14 protein-coding genes and 1 tRNA gene are annotated in these 17,031 nt (G+C 57.4%); 14 read left to right on the top strand and 1 reads right to left on the bottom strand.

The features are described from left to right. Positions 1-368: 368 nt before the first annotated feature. On the bottom strand, positions 369-1,304 hold the full coding sequence (locus LHW45_09860) for a right-handed parallel beta-helix repeat-containing protein (protein ID MCB5285875.1): 936 nt from the start codon (positions 1,302-1,304) through the stop codon (positions 369-371). 567 nt (positions 1,305-1,871) lie between these two features. Here LHW45_09860 and LHW45_09855 point away from each other — a divergent pair. The 14 genes from LHW45_09855 (at position 1,872) to LHW45_09790 (ending at position 16,590) form a co-directional block, all read left to right on the top strand. Continuing rightward, the gene (locus LHW45_09855) at positions 1,872-2,963 is read left to right on the top strand and encodes a histidinol-phosphate aminotransferase family protein (GenBank protein ID MCB5285874.1); all 1,092 of its coding nucleotides are present in this window, start codon (positions 1,872-1,874) and stop codon (positions 2,961-2,963) included. Between the two features lie 377 nt (positions 2,964-3,340). Next, a complete protein-coding gene (locus LHW45_09850) occupies positions 3,341-3,874 on the top strand; it encodes a hypothetical protein (GenBank protein MCB5285873.1) in 534 nt (177 codons plus the stop codon). Positions 3,875-4,015: 141 nt separating this feature from the next. Then, entirely contained in the window at positions 4,016-5,206 is a 1,191-nt protein-coding gene (locus tag LHW45_09845) for a hypothetical protein (protein ID MCB5285872.1), read from the top strand. Positions 5,207-5,270: 64 nt separating this feature from the next. After that, entirely contained in the window at positions 5,271-7,226 is a 1,956-nt protein-coding gene (locus tag LHW45_09840) for a choice-of-anchor J domain-containing protein (GenBank protein ID MCB5285871.1), read from the top strand. Then, positions 7,108-7,929 carry a hypothetical protein gene (locus LHW45_09835; protein ID MCB5285870.1) on the top strand — a complete coding sequence of 274 codons (822 nt, stop codon included), beginning with the start codon at positions 7,108-7,110 and terminating at the stop codon, positions 7,927-7,929. Before LHW45_09840 ends, LHW45_09835 begins: the two co-directional genes overlap by 119 nt. 658 nt (positions 7,930-8,587) lie before the next feature. Next, the gene (gene recJ, locus LHW45_09830; protein MCB5285869.1) at positions 8,588-10,306 is read left to right on the top strand and encodes a single-stranded-DNA-specific exonuclease RecJ; all 1,719 of its coding nucleotides are present in this window, start codon (positions 8,588-8,590) and stop codon (positions 10,304-10,306) included. Positions 10,307-10,315: 9 nt separating this feature from the next. Beyond that, entirely contained in the window at positions 10,316-11,137 is an 822-nt protein-coding gene (locus LHW45_09825; GenBank protein MCB5285868.1) for a hypothetical protein, read from the top strand. Then, positions 11,124-12,698, top strand: coding sequence for an apolipoprotein N-acyltransferase (gene lnt / locus LHW45_09820; GenBank protein ID MCB5285867.1), 1,575 nt, complete (start codon positions 11,124-11,126; stop codon positions 12,696-12,698). The genes LHW45_09825 and lnt overlap by 14 nt, the downstream gene beginning before the upstream one ends. After that, the gene (locus LHW45_09815) at positions 12,695-13,075 is read left to right on the top strand and encodes a MerR family transcriptional regulator (protein MCB5285866.1); all 381 of its coding nucleotides are present in this window, start codon (positions 12,695-12,697) and stop codon (positions 13,073-13,075) included. Before lnt ends, LHW45_09815 begins: the two co-directional genes overlap by 4 nt. Continuing rightward, positions 13,072-13,914, top strand: a complete 843-nt coding sequence (locus LHW45_09810; GenBank protein ID MCB5285865.1) for a glycine--tRNA ligase subunit alpha — start codon at positions 13,072-13,074, stop codon at positions 13,912-13,914. Before LHW45_09815 ends, LHW45_09810 begins: the two co-directional genes overlap by 4 nt. 111 nt (positions 13,915-14,025) lie before the next feature. Continuing rightward, entirely contained in the window at positions 14,026-14,733 is a 708-nt protein-coding gene (locus LHW45_09805) for a hypothetical protein (protein MCB5285864.1), read from the top strand. A 4-nt stretch (positions 14,734-14,737) separates the two neighbouring features. Continuing rightward, on the top strand, positions 14,738-15,535 hold the full coding sequence (locus tag LHW45_09800; protein MCB5285863.1) for an N-formylglutamate amidohydrolase: 798 nt from the start codon (positions 14,738-14,740) through the stop codon (positions 15,533-15,535). Between the two features lie 80 nt (positions 15,536-15,615). Next, a complete protein-coding gene (locus tag LHW45_09795; protein ID MCB5285862.1) occupies positions 15,616-16,404 on the top strand; it encodes an alpha/beta hydrolase in 789 nt (262 codons plus the stop codon). A 111-nt stretch (positions 16,405-16,515) separates the two neighbouring features. Then, positions 16,516-16,590: transfer RNA gene (locus LHW45_09790), tRNA-Asn, on the top strand. The last annotated feature ends 441 nt before the right edge of the window (positions 16,591-17,031 follow it).

The following is a 17,031-nucleotide window of genomic DNA, read 5'->3' as shown; positions in this document are numbered from 1 at the left end:
ACGTAATCAAAACCCTACTGAAAAGAGCATACGGTTACAAGGACTTTGATTACTTTAGGCTCAAAGTTCTGCAACGCTGTGGGTACCTTATGGATGGACTTACCCACTCTAATTGAACATGAGCCTTACAGATCAAACCTGATTTTCCAAGCCACCACCCCGCCCCCCGAAACGCGTGCGATTCTGGGGGCGGGGTGGTGGCAATTTTCATTGATCATCGTTCTGTCCCGCTATGAGAGGCTTACGCGCCCTCGCTATCTTTCTGTCGCCCTCAGGGCTTATTTCTGGTTGGAATACCCGTACCCACTCAGTTTGTAAGAGAACCCCTTATCTTTATGGCTCTGTCACCCTATCGATCTGCTTAACGCCTACCACTCTTCGTAATAATACTCCTCGTCCGGGTCGCTGTCCTCCGCCCGGCCTTCATCGTAGCCCGGCACATAGCTTTGGGGCTGGTTGCCAAATATGGTGCAATGCTGGAAACTGACCCCGTCCTGGGTGTTCAGCAGTTCATTGACGTTGTTGTTGAAGATGGCGCATTCGCTGAAATTGATGACGGACGCGCTGGAGTATAGCAGATAGCCGTGGCCAAAGTCGTCAGCCGCGCTGTTGTCGTAGATCACGCAGTTGGCGAAGCTCACTTCCCGGCAGTTGTAAACGTTCAGCAGGCTGAATTCGCGGTTGTTGCGCATCACGCAATTGCGGAATTCGGCGCCGTAGCTGTCGTAGAGCGAGAGGATGGAATAGCTGCAATCCCGGATGGTGGTGTCCGCGCAGCTCAGCCAGGACGATTCGGTGAGCGTGATCCCCTCGGTGCCGCAGCCCCAGAGGTCGCAGTTTTCGATCCGGATCCCGTGGCAGTTTTCAAAGGCCAACACACCGCCTGTGCAGTAGCCCTCGTCCGCGTGGCCGCAGTCGAGGTTCAGCAGGGTGATTTCCTCGCAATTCTTGAAAGTGAGCACATTCGCGTAGCGCGGTTGGGCCAGGATCCGCGAGCGGGCGTCCGGGTCGCCGATGATGGAGAAATTGTGCAGGTTCTGGATCACCAGCTGAACACCGTCGAAAACATATGCGAAATTGGCGTATTCCGTATTGATGTCCCAGTGCTCGGCAGTGAAAATGAGAGCATCAAGCAGCTGTGAATGCAAATGGATGGTGGTGTTCGGCGCCACCGCCGCCAGAAATTTCTCCTCCGAGTCAACCCAGATCTCTTGGTGGTCGCCAAAATCCCGGTCTCCTTCCGCCCATAAAGGCAGCGTGCAGCACAGCAAAGCCAGCCAAAGCCATATTCTTATCTTGGGCATGATCCTCTCCCAAAGCGTATTTTGAGGCCAAGCGGGAAATTGTGCCATCCGCTTCAGCCATCTTGTTCGAACGTTTGACCCAAGGCGAATATTTGTCAAGCGGAATTTTGCCGATGGGTCGGGGCCTCACACTGGGAGTTGGGCTAGGGAAACGCGAACTGGATTTTTTTGGGATTATCATTCGGGGCCATAATAAACCGAAATTAATCACTTTATGCTTTATCCAGGCTGGCATTTCCGGCTCGTTCCGCCCTTAGCCCCAGCCCATTAGCCTCTTGTACGCCTCCGCCTGAGTTCCCCTTGCCCGGACGGGAAGTCAGGCGGAAGTCGAGGGGAAGTGAACGGGAAGTATGATAAGGGCGGGGCCTGCCGGATCTGATCGGAAAATCCCAGCCAGACAGCAGGACGTCCCATTTATAGTGGGTAACAAAAAATTGGGCCAGCGAAAATTCGCTGGGCCACTCTTCTCCTCGCTCCGGAGCCGGGGTTTGTTTCCGTCTCACCCCCGGCTATATTAGATATGGGGAGTAGATTGAAGGGCTGCCCAAAACAATGAAGGAGTTCGTGATGCCAGGATTATTCCGTGCCGATCTGGCCGATAAGGTGCCGTCCCTGATCAATGTTCCTGTGAAGCGCCGGATGATGTGTTTGAACGAGAGTTGCCTGGACCCCTATCAGGCCATCAAAGAGAAGTTTCTGGCGCGGATGGAGGGTGTTCACCTGAACCGTTATCTTTCCGACGTTACGGAAGAGCTGCACTCCAAACTGGCTGACTACGCGGGTTTCGGATTGGAGAGGGGCAATCTGCTCTGGGGCAACGGCGCGGACGACATTTTGTATCACATCTTCCTGGCCGCGCGGGAAAATGACGCGTCCTTCGCGGTGAGCCTGGCGCCGTCATATTTTGACTACAAGACCTTTTGCGGCATGGTGGGGCTGGGGATCAGGTTCGTGGAACTCAACGCGGACTTCAGCTTCGACACGGAGGCCTATCTGAAGCTGGCCTCGCGTCCGGACTGTCGTCTGGCCATTCTGTGCAATCCCAACAATCCCAGCGGCAACCTCTACGCCCCCGAACAGCTGAGAAACATTGTGGAAGCTCTGCCGGACAAGCCGGTGCTGATCGACGAAACCTATTTCGAGTTTTCCGGAGCCACCTTCGCCGGAGAACTGGAGCGCCATCCGAACCTCATCCTGGTTCGCTCATTCTCCAAAGCCTTTTCCGGGGCCGGCCTGCGCTTTGGCTACGCGATTTCTTCCGGGGAAAACATTTACAGCCTCCGCAAAGTGCTCACCACCTTCCACACCAGCATCCTCAACCAAGCCTTCGCGCTCACCATTCTGGAGAACAAAGAGATTTTCCTGAACCAGGTGAAGGAGATCAAATCCGCCCGGTCTGCCATGTATCTGAAAATGAGGGAGATACCCGGATTGACAGTGCATCCCTCGGCCACCAATTTCCTCACTTTCTCGGCGGGGGAGGGAACGTCCGGGTTGTTCTCGTATCTGCAGGACAGGGAGATAGCGGTCCGGGATGTGGGGTTGCACCGGCGCTTGAAAAACCACCTGCGGGTGACTGTGAGCTGCGCGGAGGACAACGCGGCTTTTCTGGAGGCTGTGGCAGTGGGGACGGGTTTGTCCACGAATTACACCAATTGACAGGAAGGGGGTTTGTTGGCGGGGTGACGGGGTGGGGTGGTGGCCTGGAAAATCAGCTTTGATGGTCACGGTGTACGAGGGGTTCCGTCGTGGCTGAAGCCGCGCCTCCACACCCTCGCTGTCATTCTGTCGCCCTCACGGGCTGTACCCACTTGGTTGGGAAGAGAGCCTTCTTTTTCCCTGCTGTGGAATTGTGTCCACAGGGAAAATCCTCCAGTTTGGGCAAATTGGGGCAAATCGGACACCGGTAACGGGCCTGGCGGTGGCATTTTCGCGCGAGATAGCACTTGACAGCCTCCGCTTTTTAAGCAAGTTTAACCCAAAATGTGGTAATATTTCCACGTTCACCACCTAAGGATCAATGCATGGAGGTTATGATGAAGCTATACACCCTGTTTGTCGTCCTGTTATCCGCGCTTGCGTGCCTGAGCGCTCTGGACATCCATTCCACCGCGGCTGGGGGATCCTGGAACCAAACGGCCACCTGGGTGGAAGGGCAGGTTCCGGGGCCGGACGACAACGTCTGGATCAACGGCCCGGTGAAGGTTACCAACAACTCCCAGTGCCACGACCTCTATATATCGGAGGGCTGCCAACTGCGCAACGAGGAGATGTACCGAACTTTGTACATTGGCGGCGACCTCAGCAATCACGGCAGCATCGCAAATCCCAGCCACTATCTGACCATTTACCTCTACGGAAACCTCTTCGACCACGGGCAGATCGGCAACATGTATTTCTACATCCAGGGCGCCGGAACGCACACCCTCTGGCAAAGTACTGAGGCGGGTCCGATCTCCTGCTCCAATTTTTACGCTGCCGCGGACAGCGACCTGCAGTTGCTTTCCGACCTCAGCTTCGCCGCCTGCAATCTCAGCCTGAACAACACCAACCTGATCATGCACCACTAGGGCGAGGGTTTCGGCATTTCGCTCAACGGCGGCTACCTGGGCGCTGCGAATCTGGAAGGAGGCAGTGGCGCCAGCCTCAGCCTGGACGGAGGGGCCTCCCTGAACAATCTGAACATCGACGAGATCGTCTTCCAAGGGGTGGTGCAGCTGAGCACGAACGTGGTGGTGGAAAGGCTGGTCAACCTGGGCATCATGCAAAACGACGGCGGCTACCGTCGGGCCTGTGTGAACGAAAAACTGGAGAACCACGGCACAATCAGGAACAAGCCAGACGCCAACCTGCTATATCTGACTCTGAGGGGCAACCTCTTCGATCAGGGGCTGATCGACAACAACGAGATCGCCTGGGAAGGCACGAACCAACACCAGCTCTGGCAGTCCGAAACCGCCTCACCCATTGGCTGCGACAACATCCTGGCCGCCGCAGACTGCGGCAGTTTCCAGCTGCTGTCGGATCTCAGCTTTGCCGGCAGCGCGATCTTCCTCAACGGCAGAACGGTGATCATGCACCAGGGCCGGGATTGCCACGACCTTTACCTGGAGGGCGGGAGCATCAACAGCGCCAGCCTGGACACCAACGGCTTCAGCGTGGTGGAGGGCGCAAACAACCCCATCCTGGCCAACATTCAGGGCGAGGACATCATTGTGCGCGGCAGCATCTGGGTGAGCAACAGCTGCCAGTTCGACAATCTGGTCAATGAAGGTATTCTGAGCAACTCCCCCAGCGCGGCCCACGGCCTGTTCGTCCAGGAAAAACTGATCAACCGCGGCACGATCAGCAACGGGCCCGGCAATTATCTGAGCGTTTACTGCCACGGCGACCTGGCCAATTACGGCACCCTCAGCAACAGCTATTTTTACATCCAAAGCGACCAGGACCAGTATCTGCTGATGGCGGACGGATCCAGCGAAAGCTGCGTGGCCTTCTACCTGGTCTCGGATGTGGGGGTGGCCTGGTGGGCCTACAACGGCTACTTTTATGACGACTACGCGATGGAAAACAGGGACACCGACACAAACTCGTTCGGCGTCTGGCAGGCCGTGGTTTACGAGCCATACCAGGCAGGCCGCTTCATCACCATCGGCAATGGCGCCCCGGTGAGCCCGCCTCAGGAACTCGTGATCCTGCGCGGCGTGAACCAACTCCGCCTGCAGTGGAATGAGGTGGACAACGCCACTTTTTACAATATTTACGCGGCTTCCGACCCCGGAGGCGAATACCTGTTGCTGCCGGAAAAGGCCTACGACAACGATCCTGGCGACGGCATCGTGTTTTGGGAATTTATCGTCGCGGAACCCTTCAGGTTTTTTAAAATCAGTGCGGCCAACTGAGCTCTCCGGACGCACTGGCTTTCAATTTGGGAGCGAGATCAAGACACTATTTTATGGAGGAACGATGAGCAGAAAGATGCTTGTCCTCGGAGCGTTACTTATCATGTGCGCGCTGCTGGCGGGTTTGCAACCCCAAACAGAGCTTGGCAGGTCCATAACCACTTTTCCCTATTTCCAAGATTTTGAAGGGACTCCCTTCCCGCCCAATGAATGGCTGGTATACGAGCAGAGCGGGATTAGCGCCAGTTGGAGCGCCAACACCACCTACAATCATACCGATCCGGGTACGTTCTCCTTGATGCATCTGGCCGGAGATCCCCTGGATGGAGATGACGGCTGGCTGGTGATCCCGAACGTGGTCATCCCCGCCACCGGGGGCTGGACCCTGTCTTTTTGGTCTTACAACGCGGATCCCCAGCTTTACCAGAACAATGTGAACTACAACCAGGTGCTGGTCTCCACCACCACACCGGACCCCGACACGGGCAATTACTCCGGCATCTGGACGCCGTTTACGGTGGCCGAGAACTGGCATTTCAACCAGGTGGATCTCAGTCCCTATCTAAACCAGACCATCCACATCGCCTTCCGCTATGTGGGCACCGCTGCTCACAGCTGGTATCTGGACGATGTCCGCATCGAAGAGCATTCGGGAATACACGAGTTTCCCTGGCTGGAGAATTTCGAAAGCGGGATCTTTCCGCCTTACTATTGGTTTTACGATGATTCCGACGGCAGTGGCCTGTGCTGGTCCTGGAACACGAACCAGAACCACAGCCCTGACGGATTGTGCTCCGCCATGCATCTGGCCGGCGACGGCAACATTATTGATTATGAGGAGGACTACTTGATATCGCCGGCGATCCAAGTTCCTGGGCTGGGATATTCCCTGTCCTTCAGGGCCCTGAATATGAACCTTGGATATTGGGGTGGCAATGTTGTACTGGTTTCAACAGGTTCCAGCGATCCTGATGATGGTCAGTTCGTAGATTTGACCTACAACCCGGTCCCGCTCGGTGATGATTGGTATCACTACGAATTCGACCTTTCCCCTTGGGCATACCAGACCATATACATCGCCTTTCTGTACTTCGACGGCGTTGAAAACGCCCACGAGTGGTATCTGGATGATGTTCAGATCAGCCAATACGAAGGGATCGGCGGCTTTCCCTGGTGCGAAAACTTCGAGTTTTCCGAATTTCCGCCCTCGCTGTGGTCTTCTTACGATCTCGACGGAGTGGACGGTTCCTGGTTTCTGGCTTCATGGGAGGCCTGCAGCGACGGGGGCGTGAATTCCGCCTGCCACTGGTATTGCCTGGACCAGCCCGTCCAGGATGGCTGGCTGGTCTCACCGCTGCTGCAATTGCCGGCGGAGAGCGCGATCGAGTTTTCTTTCTGGGGCAAGAACACCCTCTATGACGTGTATGGGGCCCCCAACAGCGTGTGGCTGTCGGAAGGTTCTCCGGATCCCGATGATGGCGATTACGTCCAAGTCTGGACCGACACAGACGGTTACGATTTCTGGGACCAGAAGAGCGTGATTCTGAACGACTGGGCCGGAAGCGAGGTCTATCTTGCCTTCCGGGTGCAAAGCCAGAGCCACGAATGGTACGTGGACAACGTGATGCTCCAGGTCGCCGGGAACGACATCACCGGTCCGACAATATCGCATTATCCAATGCTCAACACCCTGCGAAGCGATATCCCCTGCGCCCTCTACGCCTATGTGGAAGACCAGGCCGGGGTTGCTTACCTGGGTGCGTACTACCAGATCAACCAGGCCGGGGACTGGATCTGGCAGGGCGGGACCGATCTGGGCGGGCGGGACCGATCTGGGCGGGGGCAATTGGATGGCGGAGATCCCGGCCCAACAGCTTGGAACAGAGATATCCTACGTGTTGGTGGCGTCAGACTTCCTCAACAATCTCACCTATTCCCAGGGTTACACTTTCTGGGTGAACGACCCCGTCTGGCTCTACTACGACAGCCTGGGCCAAACCGGCTGGGCCGGCTGGAATGACTGCGAATGGAAACTGGGCGTGCTCTATGAAAATCCGCTCTGGGGCCAGCCTGAGCAGTTGCAGATCAACAAGGTGACCGCCGCTTTCAGGCTGGACGATACGGTCAATCTGGAGATCTATTCCACCAACGATCCCTGGCCAAGCAACCTGGTCCAGATCCTGGCCCCGCAGCCCCAAACCGTGCTGGCGGAGCAGTGGATCGAGATCTCCACGCCCGATCTGGAGCTGGACAGCCACTATTTCTTCATCGTGTACAGCGGCATCAACGCCACCAACGGCTTTGCGCATGATGTTTCGCGCAGCTATCCTGGAAATTGTTACTTCCATATCGACGCTGACTGGATCGATTTGGCCAACACAGGAGTTTTTATGTTGCGGGTGGAGGTTCAGACAGCCGGAGGAGGCCTGACCGCGCCGGAACTTAGCATTCTGAGCGGTTCTGAAGGCCCGGAACTGCACTGGACGGTTGTTGATGGCGCCGACCGCTACCATGTTTACTCCTCGGACGATCCAGCTGTCGATCAACAATACTGGGGATTGTTCGACACCACCGAAGCTCTTACTTTGGGCGCTTTGGGCGATGCCGCCCGCAACTTCTTTTACGTGATCGCGGAACAGGATGAACTGCCCGCGCAGGTTCTCCCCGGACCCAAGCGGCCGGTTCCGTTGCCCTTTGTGGATTTGCGCCGGCATCTTAAGTGATACAATAACAAGACTTTGATCTCACCCCGCTGCGGCGGGGTTTTATCTTGGGCCGATCTGCCCCAAAGCCCCGCTGCCAGCCTTGGCGCCTGTCCCCCGCATGATCCCCGCCTCTGATGCGGGAATTACGCGGGAGGCGCGGTAAAGCCGGTCAAGCGGGCCTTGAGGAACAGATGAAGGGGCAGGCGGGGGAAGACCTTTTGGTTCTCTTTCCCAAGCAAGTGGTTAGAGGAGCTCTCAGTAAGAAGCCCGGAGGGCGACAGAAAGATAGCGAGGGCGCGTAAGCCCCTCGTTGCACGGCAGAACGATGATCAATGAAAATAGCCACCACTCCACTCCGAAACGCACCGCGTTTCGGAGTGGAGTGGTGGCTTTGGAAATCAGCTTTGATGTTCACGGTGTACGATGGGTTCCGTCGCGGCTGAAGCCGCGCCTCCACACCCTCGCTATCATTCTGTCGCCCTCACGGGCTTTACCCACCCGGTTTGAAAGAGAGCCTAACTTTTTCCTTTACAAGATTGAACTCCCGCTCAAAGTTGCGCCAAGTATTCCGGAACTCCTTAATTGGCGTTCCGGTGGGCTGGATTTCTCAATCCTGAGCTTGAACAAACGAGGCTTAAACAATAGGCAGGCAACAGATTAAGATAAAGGTGGCTATATGCAGAAGGAATGGCTGCTGCAGGGGGAGTTTTCCCCAGAGCAACGGCAGCAGATCAAGGCCCTCACAGAGCGGCTGAAGTGTCCGCGGCTGGTGGCCGAGCTTCTTTTCCGCAAAGGGCTTGACACGCCGGATCAGATCGAGGATTTCTTCCAACCCCAGCTGGGTCATCAGCATGATCCTTTTCTCTTTCCGGACATGGGCAAGGCCGTGGACCGCATCCTGAGCGCGATCGACCGGGGTGAAAGGATCACCATCTACGGGGATTACGACGTGGACGGAACCACCGCCACCACCTTGCTCTATCTGGGTTTACAGCGTTTGGGCGCGCTGATCGATTTCTACATCCCGCACCGCATGATCGACGGCTACGGCCTTTCCCTGGGCAGTCTCGACCAGATCAAGGAAAGCGGCACCGGGCTGATCATCAGCGTGGATTGCGGCGTGAATGCCCTCGACGAGATCGAAGCCATTAACGCCCGCGGGATGGAGATCATCATCACCGATCACCACAATCCCAAGGAAGAGCTGCCCCAGGCCTTTGCCATCATCAATCCCAAGCTTCCGGACTGCCCCTATCCCTTTGCCCATCTGGCCGGAGTTGGCGTGGCCTACAAACTGCTGATGGCCATCTACAGCCGCCGGGGCATCGAAACCGACGAAAACACGGTGAAATACATGGACCTCGTGGCCTTGGGCACCATCGCGGACATCGTTCCCCTCATCGGCGAGAACCGCGTTTTCGCCCACATTGGCCTCCAGCACCTGGTGGACAAGAAAAACCTGGGCCTCAACGCTTTGGTGCAGATCTCCGGCCTGAACACCAAGACCATGGACGCCTCGGACATCGTGTTCGGCATCGCGCCGCGGATCAACGCCGCGGGCAGGATGGGCTCGGCTTCCGTGGCGGTGGAACTGCTGATCTCGCGGGACAAGGAGCGCAGCCTGGAACTGGCCGAGATCATTGAACAGCAGAATTCCCTGCGCCAGCAGGAGGACCAGAAAACCTTCCATGAAGCCTGCGACATCATCGAAAAGAAATACAAAGACATCAACACCGCGCCCTGCATCGTGATCTCCTCCGACGACTGGCATCCAGGCGTGATCGGCATCGTGGCCTCCAAGCTGGTGGAAAAGTACTCCCGCCCGGTGGTGATGATCTCCTTCAAGGAAGGCTTCGGCAGCGGCTCCGGACGCAGTGTGGCGGATTTTGACCTCTTCAGCGCCCTGCGGGCCATCGGCCACAATCTGCACAGCTTCGGCGGCCACAAATACGCCGTGGGCTTCACCATCCTCCAGGAATACATCGACCGCTTTGAAAACGAACTTGCCCGCTATGTCTCGGAGCATTTGCAGATCAGCCAGATCAACCTGCCTCTGGAGATCGACCGTGAGATCGAACTTTACGACATCAGCAACTTTCTGCTGGACTGGATCGAGCGTTTCGCGCCCTTCGGCCCGGAAAACCACCGTCCGCTGCTGGTTACGCGCGGCGTGCTGGTGGCCAGCTATCCCTACACCGTGGGCCGCAACCACCTGAAACTGAAGGTGGTCAAGGACGGTGTGGTGCTGGACCTGATCGGCTACAACCTCGGTGACCACCTCAGCCTGCTGAAAAAGAACGCGCGGCTGGATATCGCCTACACCCTGGAATACAACCGCTTTGGCAACAAAACCAGCATCCAGGGCAAGTTGCGCGACATCCATCTGCTGAAATAGGGAGTTGCCGTGTCCCGCGCAGTCGCGATCCTGTCCCTGTTCATCCTTTTTGCCATGCTGACGGCGGGCTGCGCCGAAAGCAGGACCGCCAGGCCGGAGCTGGAGAGCCACCGGGAAAGAGTGGCGGAATTTCCCGTTGCGCGCCTCTACACCAAGGCGGTGAGCGACGCGCGGGGCAAAACCGTCTTTGCCTACGACCGCTCCAGCCAGGAGATCGACATTTTCGTGGACGGGCTGCGGGTGAACAGCCTCGGCGGAATCGGCTTTGAGCGAAGCAACTTCCAGCGCCTCAGCGACATCGGCGTGGATGCCGACGGTGGTTTGCTGGCCCTTGACGGGGCCAGGAAACTGCTCCGCAAATTCAGCTCCGAGGGGATGTTCGTTTCCGAATTCAGCCTCGAAACCCTCAGCCAACCGGAACTTTTCTGCGTGGCGCCGGACGGCACGCTCTTCGTTTACGACGCCGCCCCCTCCGAGATCATCTGCTATTCCCCCCTCGACGGCAGGGAATTCAACCGCTTCGGGCGTTTTGAGCTGGACCAACCGCAGAACCTTGACTGCAACAAGGACTGGCTCTGGGCGCAAAACCGGGACAGGGAGAGCACTCAGGTCTTTACGCTGCTGGGGCAGTTGGAGCTTGGAGTGAAGCTGTTCCAGGCCCTGGACCGGGTGGGCAATATGTTTGGCTGTTATCGGGGGGACGGTCCACACAGCGTTCTCGCGCCCCCTCTGTCCATAACGGTGCAGGGCGATCTGGTTACCGTATTGTGGGAGAATGAGATCTGGCTGGACAGACTGGTTTACGGAAGGAGTGGCGGTGAAACGCAATGACCTGCTGCTGACGCTGCTAAGCGCGCTGCTGCTGGCGCTGTCGCGTTTGCCGCTGCATCTGGGCTGGCTGGTGTTTTTCGCCTGGCTGCCGCTGCTGCGGGTTTTCGAACGCGGCCGGGCCAGTTCCCGCGACCTGCTGCGCATGGGCTTCATTATGTCCGTGGCCTATTGCGCCATCGTGTATTACTGGCTGGTGTATGTGAACCCCGGCGCCATCCTGGGAGTGATGCTGGTTTACATATTTATTTATTATCTGGTGTTTTACGGCATCAACCGGATCTACAGAACCCTGCCGCGCTGGCGCTGGCTGGGCTTCCTGAGCATCCTCATCACTTTCGAGTACGTCCAGAATTTCGGCGAAACCCGCTTCCCCTGGTTCAACCAGGGCTATTCCCTGGCGGATTACGGCCTCCTCATCCAGGCGGCGGACCTGATCGGGGTTGTAGGCCTCTCCGCCCTCATCATCTGCGTCAACCTGCTGCTGCACCAACTCTGGCCCAGCCTGCCAAAATGGCTGGGAGGCCGGGGTGGATCCGGCTCTGAACAGTTGGAAGCTTTCGGAAAGAAGCGGCTTTGGTATCTGGCAGCGCTGCTGCTGATCTTTGGCGTCTGGATCGGCTATGGCTGGCATTGCCAGGCCAATCTGGAGCTGGAACGTCACGAGGCCGGCATCCACGTGCTGCAGCCTTCCATTCCGCAGGTGCTGAAATGGGAGCCGGAGCAATATGAAGCGTCATTGGCCGTTTTTCGCGACCTCACCCTGAAAGCGGCCGCGGATTCAGCCCGTTTGGTGATCTGGCCGGAAGGGGCCATGATCGGCGATCTGGACCGCGTTTCCCAGGCGCGGAGAGACCTGCGCGCCATTGTGGACACCGCCCGGGTGGATGTTTTCACCGGTTTCCAACACTATGTTCACGACCCCGCCCACCCTGTGGGAACCCGCAGTTACAACGCCGCCTCGCTCTTCCAGCGCAATGATTTCGATAATGAACTCTATTTCAAGAACATCCTCGTCCCGGTGGGCGAACGCATGCTCTGGCTGCATCTTTTCCCCATGTTGTGGAACGTGAACCTCGGCCAGGCGAACTGGGAATTCGGCACCAAACTGGTCACCTACGAAAGCGGCGGCCATACCTTTTCACCTTCCATCTGCTATGAGCTGGCTTTTCCGGAGATCTTCCACCGCATGGCCATGCCGCGGGATACCTTGAATGGCGGATTCGCCAAATGCGACTATCTGGCCAACATCACCAACGACGCCTGGTTTGGCAATTCCTACGGCCTCTGGCTGCACGCGATGATGACCCGTTTCCGCGCGGTGGAAAACCGGATCCAGATCTACCGCAGCGCCAACACCGGCATCTCGCTGGTGGTGGACCCCAAGGGCAGGATCCTGGCCAAAACCGGGCTGAACGAGGTGACCACCATCACCGCGCCACTCTATACCACACCCCGGATCCCCCTCATCCGTAAAATTCACCGTTACCCCTTCCTCTTTGTGGCGCTCGCGGCCATTTTGGCCCTGACCGCCAGGATCAGAAAACCGAGAGGCACCCCATGAAAAAATACTTTTACACCATCGGCGAGGTTAGCAACCTGCTGGGCGAAAAACCTTATGTGATCCGCTACTGGGAAAGCGAATTCAGCTTTCTGCGCCCGCGCCGGGAGGAAGGCCGCATCCGCAAGTATTCCCAGGAAAACATCGAGCTGCTGCGCAGGATCCAGGACATGCTGCACAACCAGCGCTACACCATTGAAGGCGCGCGCCAGAAGCTGAAAGAGGAGCGCCGCAGCTCGCGTGCGGCTCTTCCCGCCCCGAGGGTTCAGATCCCGGAGCCCGGGACCGCCGGCGAAATGAAGCAGCTTCTGCGCGGCCTGCGTTCCTCACTGGATGAGATCAGGTCCGCCTGCCGCCAGCTGCGGGGGGATGGCAAATGAACTTTCAGGACATCATCCTCACCCTGCAAACTTACTGGGCGGGCCAGGGCTGCAGCCTGATGCAGCCTTACGACATCGAGATGGGGGCCGGTACCTTCCATCCCGCCACCTTTTTCGGCGCTTTGGGCCCCAAACCCTCTTCCGTGGCTTACGCCCAGCCCTGCCGCCGGCCCAAGGACGGCCGCTATGGCGAAAACCCCAACCGCCTGCAGCATTATTACCAATTCCAGGTGATCATCAAACCCAGTCCGGACGACATTCAAAACCTTTACCTGCGAAGCTTGGAGGCCATCGGCGTCGAGATCGCCAAACACGACATCCGCTTCGTGGAAGACGACTGGGAATCACCCACCCTGGGCGCTTGGGGTCTGGGCTGGGAGGTCTGGCTGGATGGCATGGAGATAAGCCAATTCACCTATTTCCAACAAGTTGCGGGCATCGACTGCTTCCCCGTGAGCGTTGAGCTCACCTACGGCCTGGAACGCCTGGCCATGTACATCCAGAACGTGGACGACTACCGTCAACTGCGCTGGAACGACACTCTGCTCTATGGGGATTACTATTTTGCCCGGGAGCGGGAATACTCCGAATACAACTTCAGCGCGGCCAACACCGCCCTGCTCTTCGACCTCTTCGCGGACTACGAAAAGGAATGCCGGGAACTACTGGAGAGAAAGCTGGTCCATCCCGCCTACGACAATCTTCTGCGCTGTTCCCACACCTTCAATCTGCTGGACGCCCGCGGCGTGATCAGCGTAACCGAACGCGCCGCCTACATCGGCAGGATCAGGAATCTGGCCAAAGAAACGGCCGCCGCCTACCTGGGCAAATACAGCTGATAAAACTGAAAATCAGATACAGGATTTACCCCGTTGCCGTGTATAATAACTGAGCGGCTGGATACCTCCGGCTGGCATCAAGCCGGATCACACGCCGCCAAGGAGTCCCAGATGAAAAAACTTTTGCTGCTCTGTCTGCCGGCGTTGCTGTTGCTGGCCTCGTGCCACATCCATGTGGTGGACACACCCTTTCTGGCCAAGTTTGAAAACATGCTCTACACCGATATCCGCGTGGAAGTGGACGGCTACGGCTCGGCCGTGATCGCCCCCGGGGAAAGGATCACTTTCGAGATCGCCCGGGATGACCAAAGCTACCATTACGAGGCTGAAACCCACGGCAGAAGCTCCAGCAACGAGCAGATCGGCCTGGTGGTGGAATGGTCACGCACCCGCGATATCAGCGGAAATTCCTACACCACCTATCTGATCACCGCTGAGGATCTCTTCTTCCTGAAAATGCGCAACACCGGCCATCACGACCTGCATCCCCTCTATGTGAACCATGGCCTTGCCGACCAAACCATGGATGACATCACCATTCCCGGCAACGGCGTGCTTTACAACACAGGCTATTACAAGGCTTTCACCAACACCCGCGTGCAGGCGAACTGGTCGGACCTGCCTTCCGATTACACCTACTGGGAACAGGGCTACCATTTCAACTTCCCCTGGACCGAGAACCAGGCCGTCACGCTGCTGAACACCTTCAAGAAGGACGCCGCTCCGGAACAAGGTTTCAAGGTGGAATCCAAGCTGGTGGACCACCGCTCGGATGAGCCTTTCGGCATCGACGCCGGAAGCCCAAGAGGCAGCAACTGAACCGGTGCTGAGATCTTCCCTAACGCTTGGCAACAGCGCTCTGCCGCTGCTGGCCACGGCCATCCACAACGGTCATCACCTGCCACCGGAACTGCTGGCGCTCAGCGGCATCAGCGAGGCTGACCGCCTCCGCGAGGAAGATCCTTGCACTGGCGAGATCGCTGCGCTTTTCCCCAACCACATCATTGTTGAAAGCTCCCGCTTCGCCATCGACCTGAACCGCGGCCCGGAAAAGGCGGTCTATCTCTCGCCTGAGGATTGCTGGGGCCTGCCGGCCCGCGCGCGACCGGTTCCGGAACCCCTTCTGGCCAGGCTGCGCGGGGATTACGCCTCCTGGTACAGTTTGCTCCAATACCAGATCGACCGGCTGCTGGAACTCCACCCCTTTATCGTGGTGCTGGACCTGCACAGCTTCAACCACCGCCGCGGCGGACCCAACGCTGAGCCCGACCCCCAGGAGACCAACCCGGATATCATCATCGGCAGGAGCAACCTGCTGCCTAAGCACCATCCGGCGGCTGAGGCCCTCTGCCAGAGGCTGAACGGCCAAGCCTACCGGGGCAAGGCGCTGGATTGCCGGCAGGATGTGAAGTTTAACGGCGGATACATGTCCCGCTGGCTCAATGACCGCTATCCGGACCGGCTCATCTGCCTGGCCATCGAGTTCAAAAAGACCTTCATGGACGAATGGACCGGAGAACTGGACCGGCCCGCCTGGGCGGAACTCAAAGGCCTGTTTTTCAATCGAGTGCGGGAATGGCTCTCCGCCCAATACGGTTGGTTGCTACCCCCTCTGGCTTGACCGAGAGGTTCCTCGGTTAAGGCAGTAGAATTGTTTGATAACAGGATGTTGGCCAACAGGCTCAATTGAGGTGTGAAATCATGCCGTTCATGGATATCAATGGCGTCAGCCTGCATTATCTGGAGCAAGGTTCAGGGCCTCTCCATGTGGTTTTTGGCCATGGCACCCTGATCTCTTCAAACATTTGGCGGGATTTCTACTTTCCCCGTCTGCCGGAGGACTGGCACGCCCTGGCCCCGGATTTTCGGGGTCACGGTTCTTCCAACGGCGTGAAAACAGGCTGCAACTTTGTCCAGATGGCGGATGACATCGCCTCAATGATTCGCAAAAAGGGCTTTGGAAAGGTTACTTACACAGGCCTTTCCATGGGCGGTGGAGTGGGATTGCAGCTGGCTTTGCGGCATCCGGAACTGCTGCAGGGGCTGGTTTTGATCTCTCCGGTCACCGGTCTGGGGCCCTTGGGCAACATCGCGTTCACCAAGCTGGGAAAGCATATGGCGGGCAATAGGTGGCTTCTGAGGATCGGATTGCGTTCTGTTTCGTCCCATAAGCCCGCGGCTGAGGATCTGGAGAAGGTGGTGGATGAAGCCATGCAAGTCGGTCCGGAAACCCTGGCCGAGTATCTTTCCCCAGCCAACAGGATCGCAGGGGTGGAGCGTCTGGCTTGGATAGACCTGCCGGTGTTGCTGCTGATCGGATTGAAGGACAGGGTGATACCTGTCAGGCAGCAACTGGCGTTGGGCAGGATGATCCCGAACTGCCGTGTGGAAACTCATTCCGGGCGCGGACACGCCCTTTGCGCTGAAGAACCCGGATGGGTTTGGGATCATCTTCAGAGCTTCTGCCTGAATCTGCCATCGGGGTCTTGACCGGAGCTGTACCCGCCTCGGTTGGTAAAACCAAAGCCGCTTCCCGCCCCTCCGCAGAGAATTTTCATTGACAGAATTCCCCTTCCAAGGATTTTGCCCCTTACGATGCGTTCCGGAATAGCTCAGCGGTAGAGCGGGTGGCTGTTAACCACTAGGTCGGGGGTTCGAATCCCTCTTCCGGAGCCATTTTTTTTGCCTGGGAAACCAGGTTTTTTTGTTTCCAGCGCCGGGTCCTCGCGAACAAGCGAAGCGAGTTTGTGAGGTGGAATGGCTGGGATCGAGAAAAACGCAGGCTCTCTCCCAAACCGGGTGAGTAAAGCCCGGAGGGCGACAGAACTATAGCGAGGTTGTGGATTGACCGGGGTCCCCGCGGAGGAGCGAAGCGATGCCGTGGGGTGGGAACGAAACCCCTCGTCAGGAGAGTTGGTCACACACATATACATCCCCCAAGCCCCAGCCCAGGCGGTGCCGCTACAGATGCAGTCTGTATCGACACCCTCTGATACCATTTCGCTTTCATATATCCAAATTTAGCCATTTGAAATTGGTCAGTTTTGAGACCATCTCTTTATTCTTGTCCAAGTACGAGTAACTTTCACTCAGAGCTTTCTGCACATCATCAAGTGA

Source organism: Candidatus Cloacimonadota bacterium, assembly GCA_020532085.1.
Taxonomy (GTDB): Bacteria; Cloacimonadota; Cloacimonadia; order Cloacimonadales; family Cloacimonadaceae; genus Syntrophosphaera.
This window is presented reverse-complemented; position numbering and strand designations above follow the sequence as displayed.

What these genes read in the sequence shown, in the direction of transcription:
- LHW45_09810 (MCB5285865.1), top strand. Translation starts at nt 13,072, where the DNA reads ATGAACTTTCAGGACATCATCCTCACCCTGCAAACTTACTGGGCGGGC.
- LHW45_09815 (MCB5285866.1), top strand. Translation starts at nt 12,695, where the DNA reads ATGAAAAAATACTTTTACACCATCGGCGAGGTTAGCAACCTGCTGGGC.
- LHW45_09850 (MCB5285873.1), top strand. Translation starts at nt 3,341, where the DNA reads ATGAAGCTATACACCCTGTTTGTCGTCCTGTTATCCGCGCTTGCGTGC.
- LHW45_09860 (MCB5285875.1), bottom strand. Translation starts at nt 1,304, where the DNA reads ATGCCCAAGATAAGAATATGGCTTTGGCTGGCTTTGCTGTGCTGCACG.
- LHW45_09795 (MCB5285862.1), top strand. Translation starts at nt 15,616, where the DNA reads ATGCCGTTCATGGATATCAATGGCGTCAGCCTGCATTATCTGGAGCAA.
- recJ (MCB5285869.1), top strand. Translation starts at nt 8,588, where the DNA reads ATGCAGAAGGAATGGCTGCTGCAGGGGGAGTTTTCCCCAGAGCAACGG.
- LHW45_09855 (MCB5285874.1), top strand. Translation starts at nt 1,872, where the DNA reads ATGCCAGGATTATTCCGTGCCGATCTGGCCGATAAGGTGCCGTCCCTG.
- LHW45_09805 (MCB5285864.1), top strand. Translation starts at nt 14,026, where the DNA reads ATGAAAAAACTTTTGCTGCTCTGTCTGCCGGCGTTGCTGTTGCTGGCC.
- LHW45_09840 (MCB5285871.1), top strand. Translation starts at nt 5,271, where the DNA reads ATGAGCAGAAAGATGCTTGTCCTCGGAGCGTTACTTATCATGTGCGCG.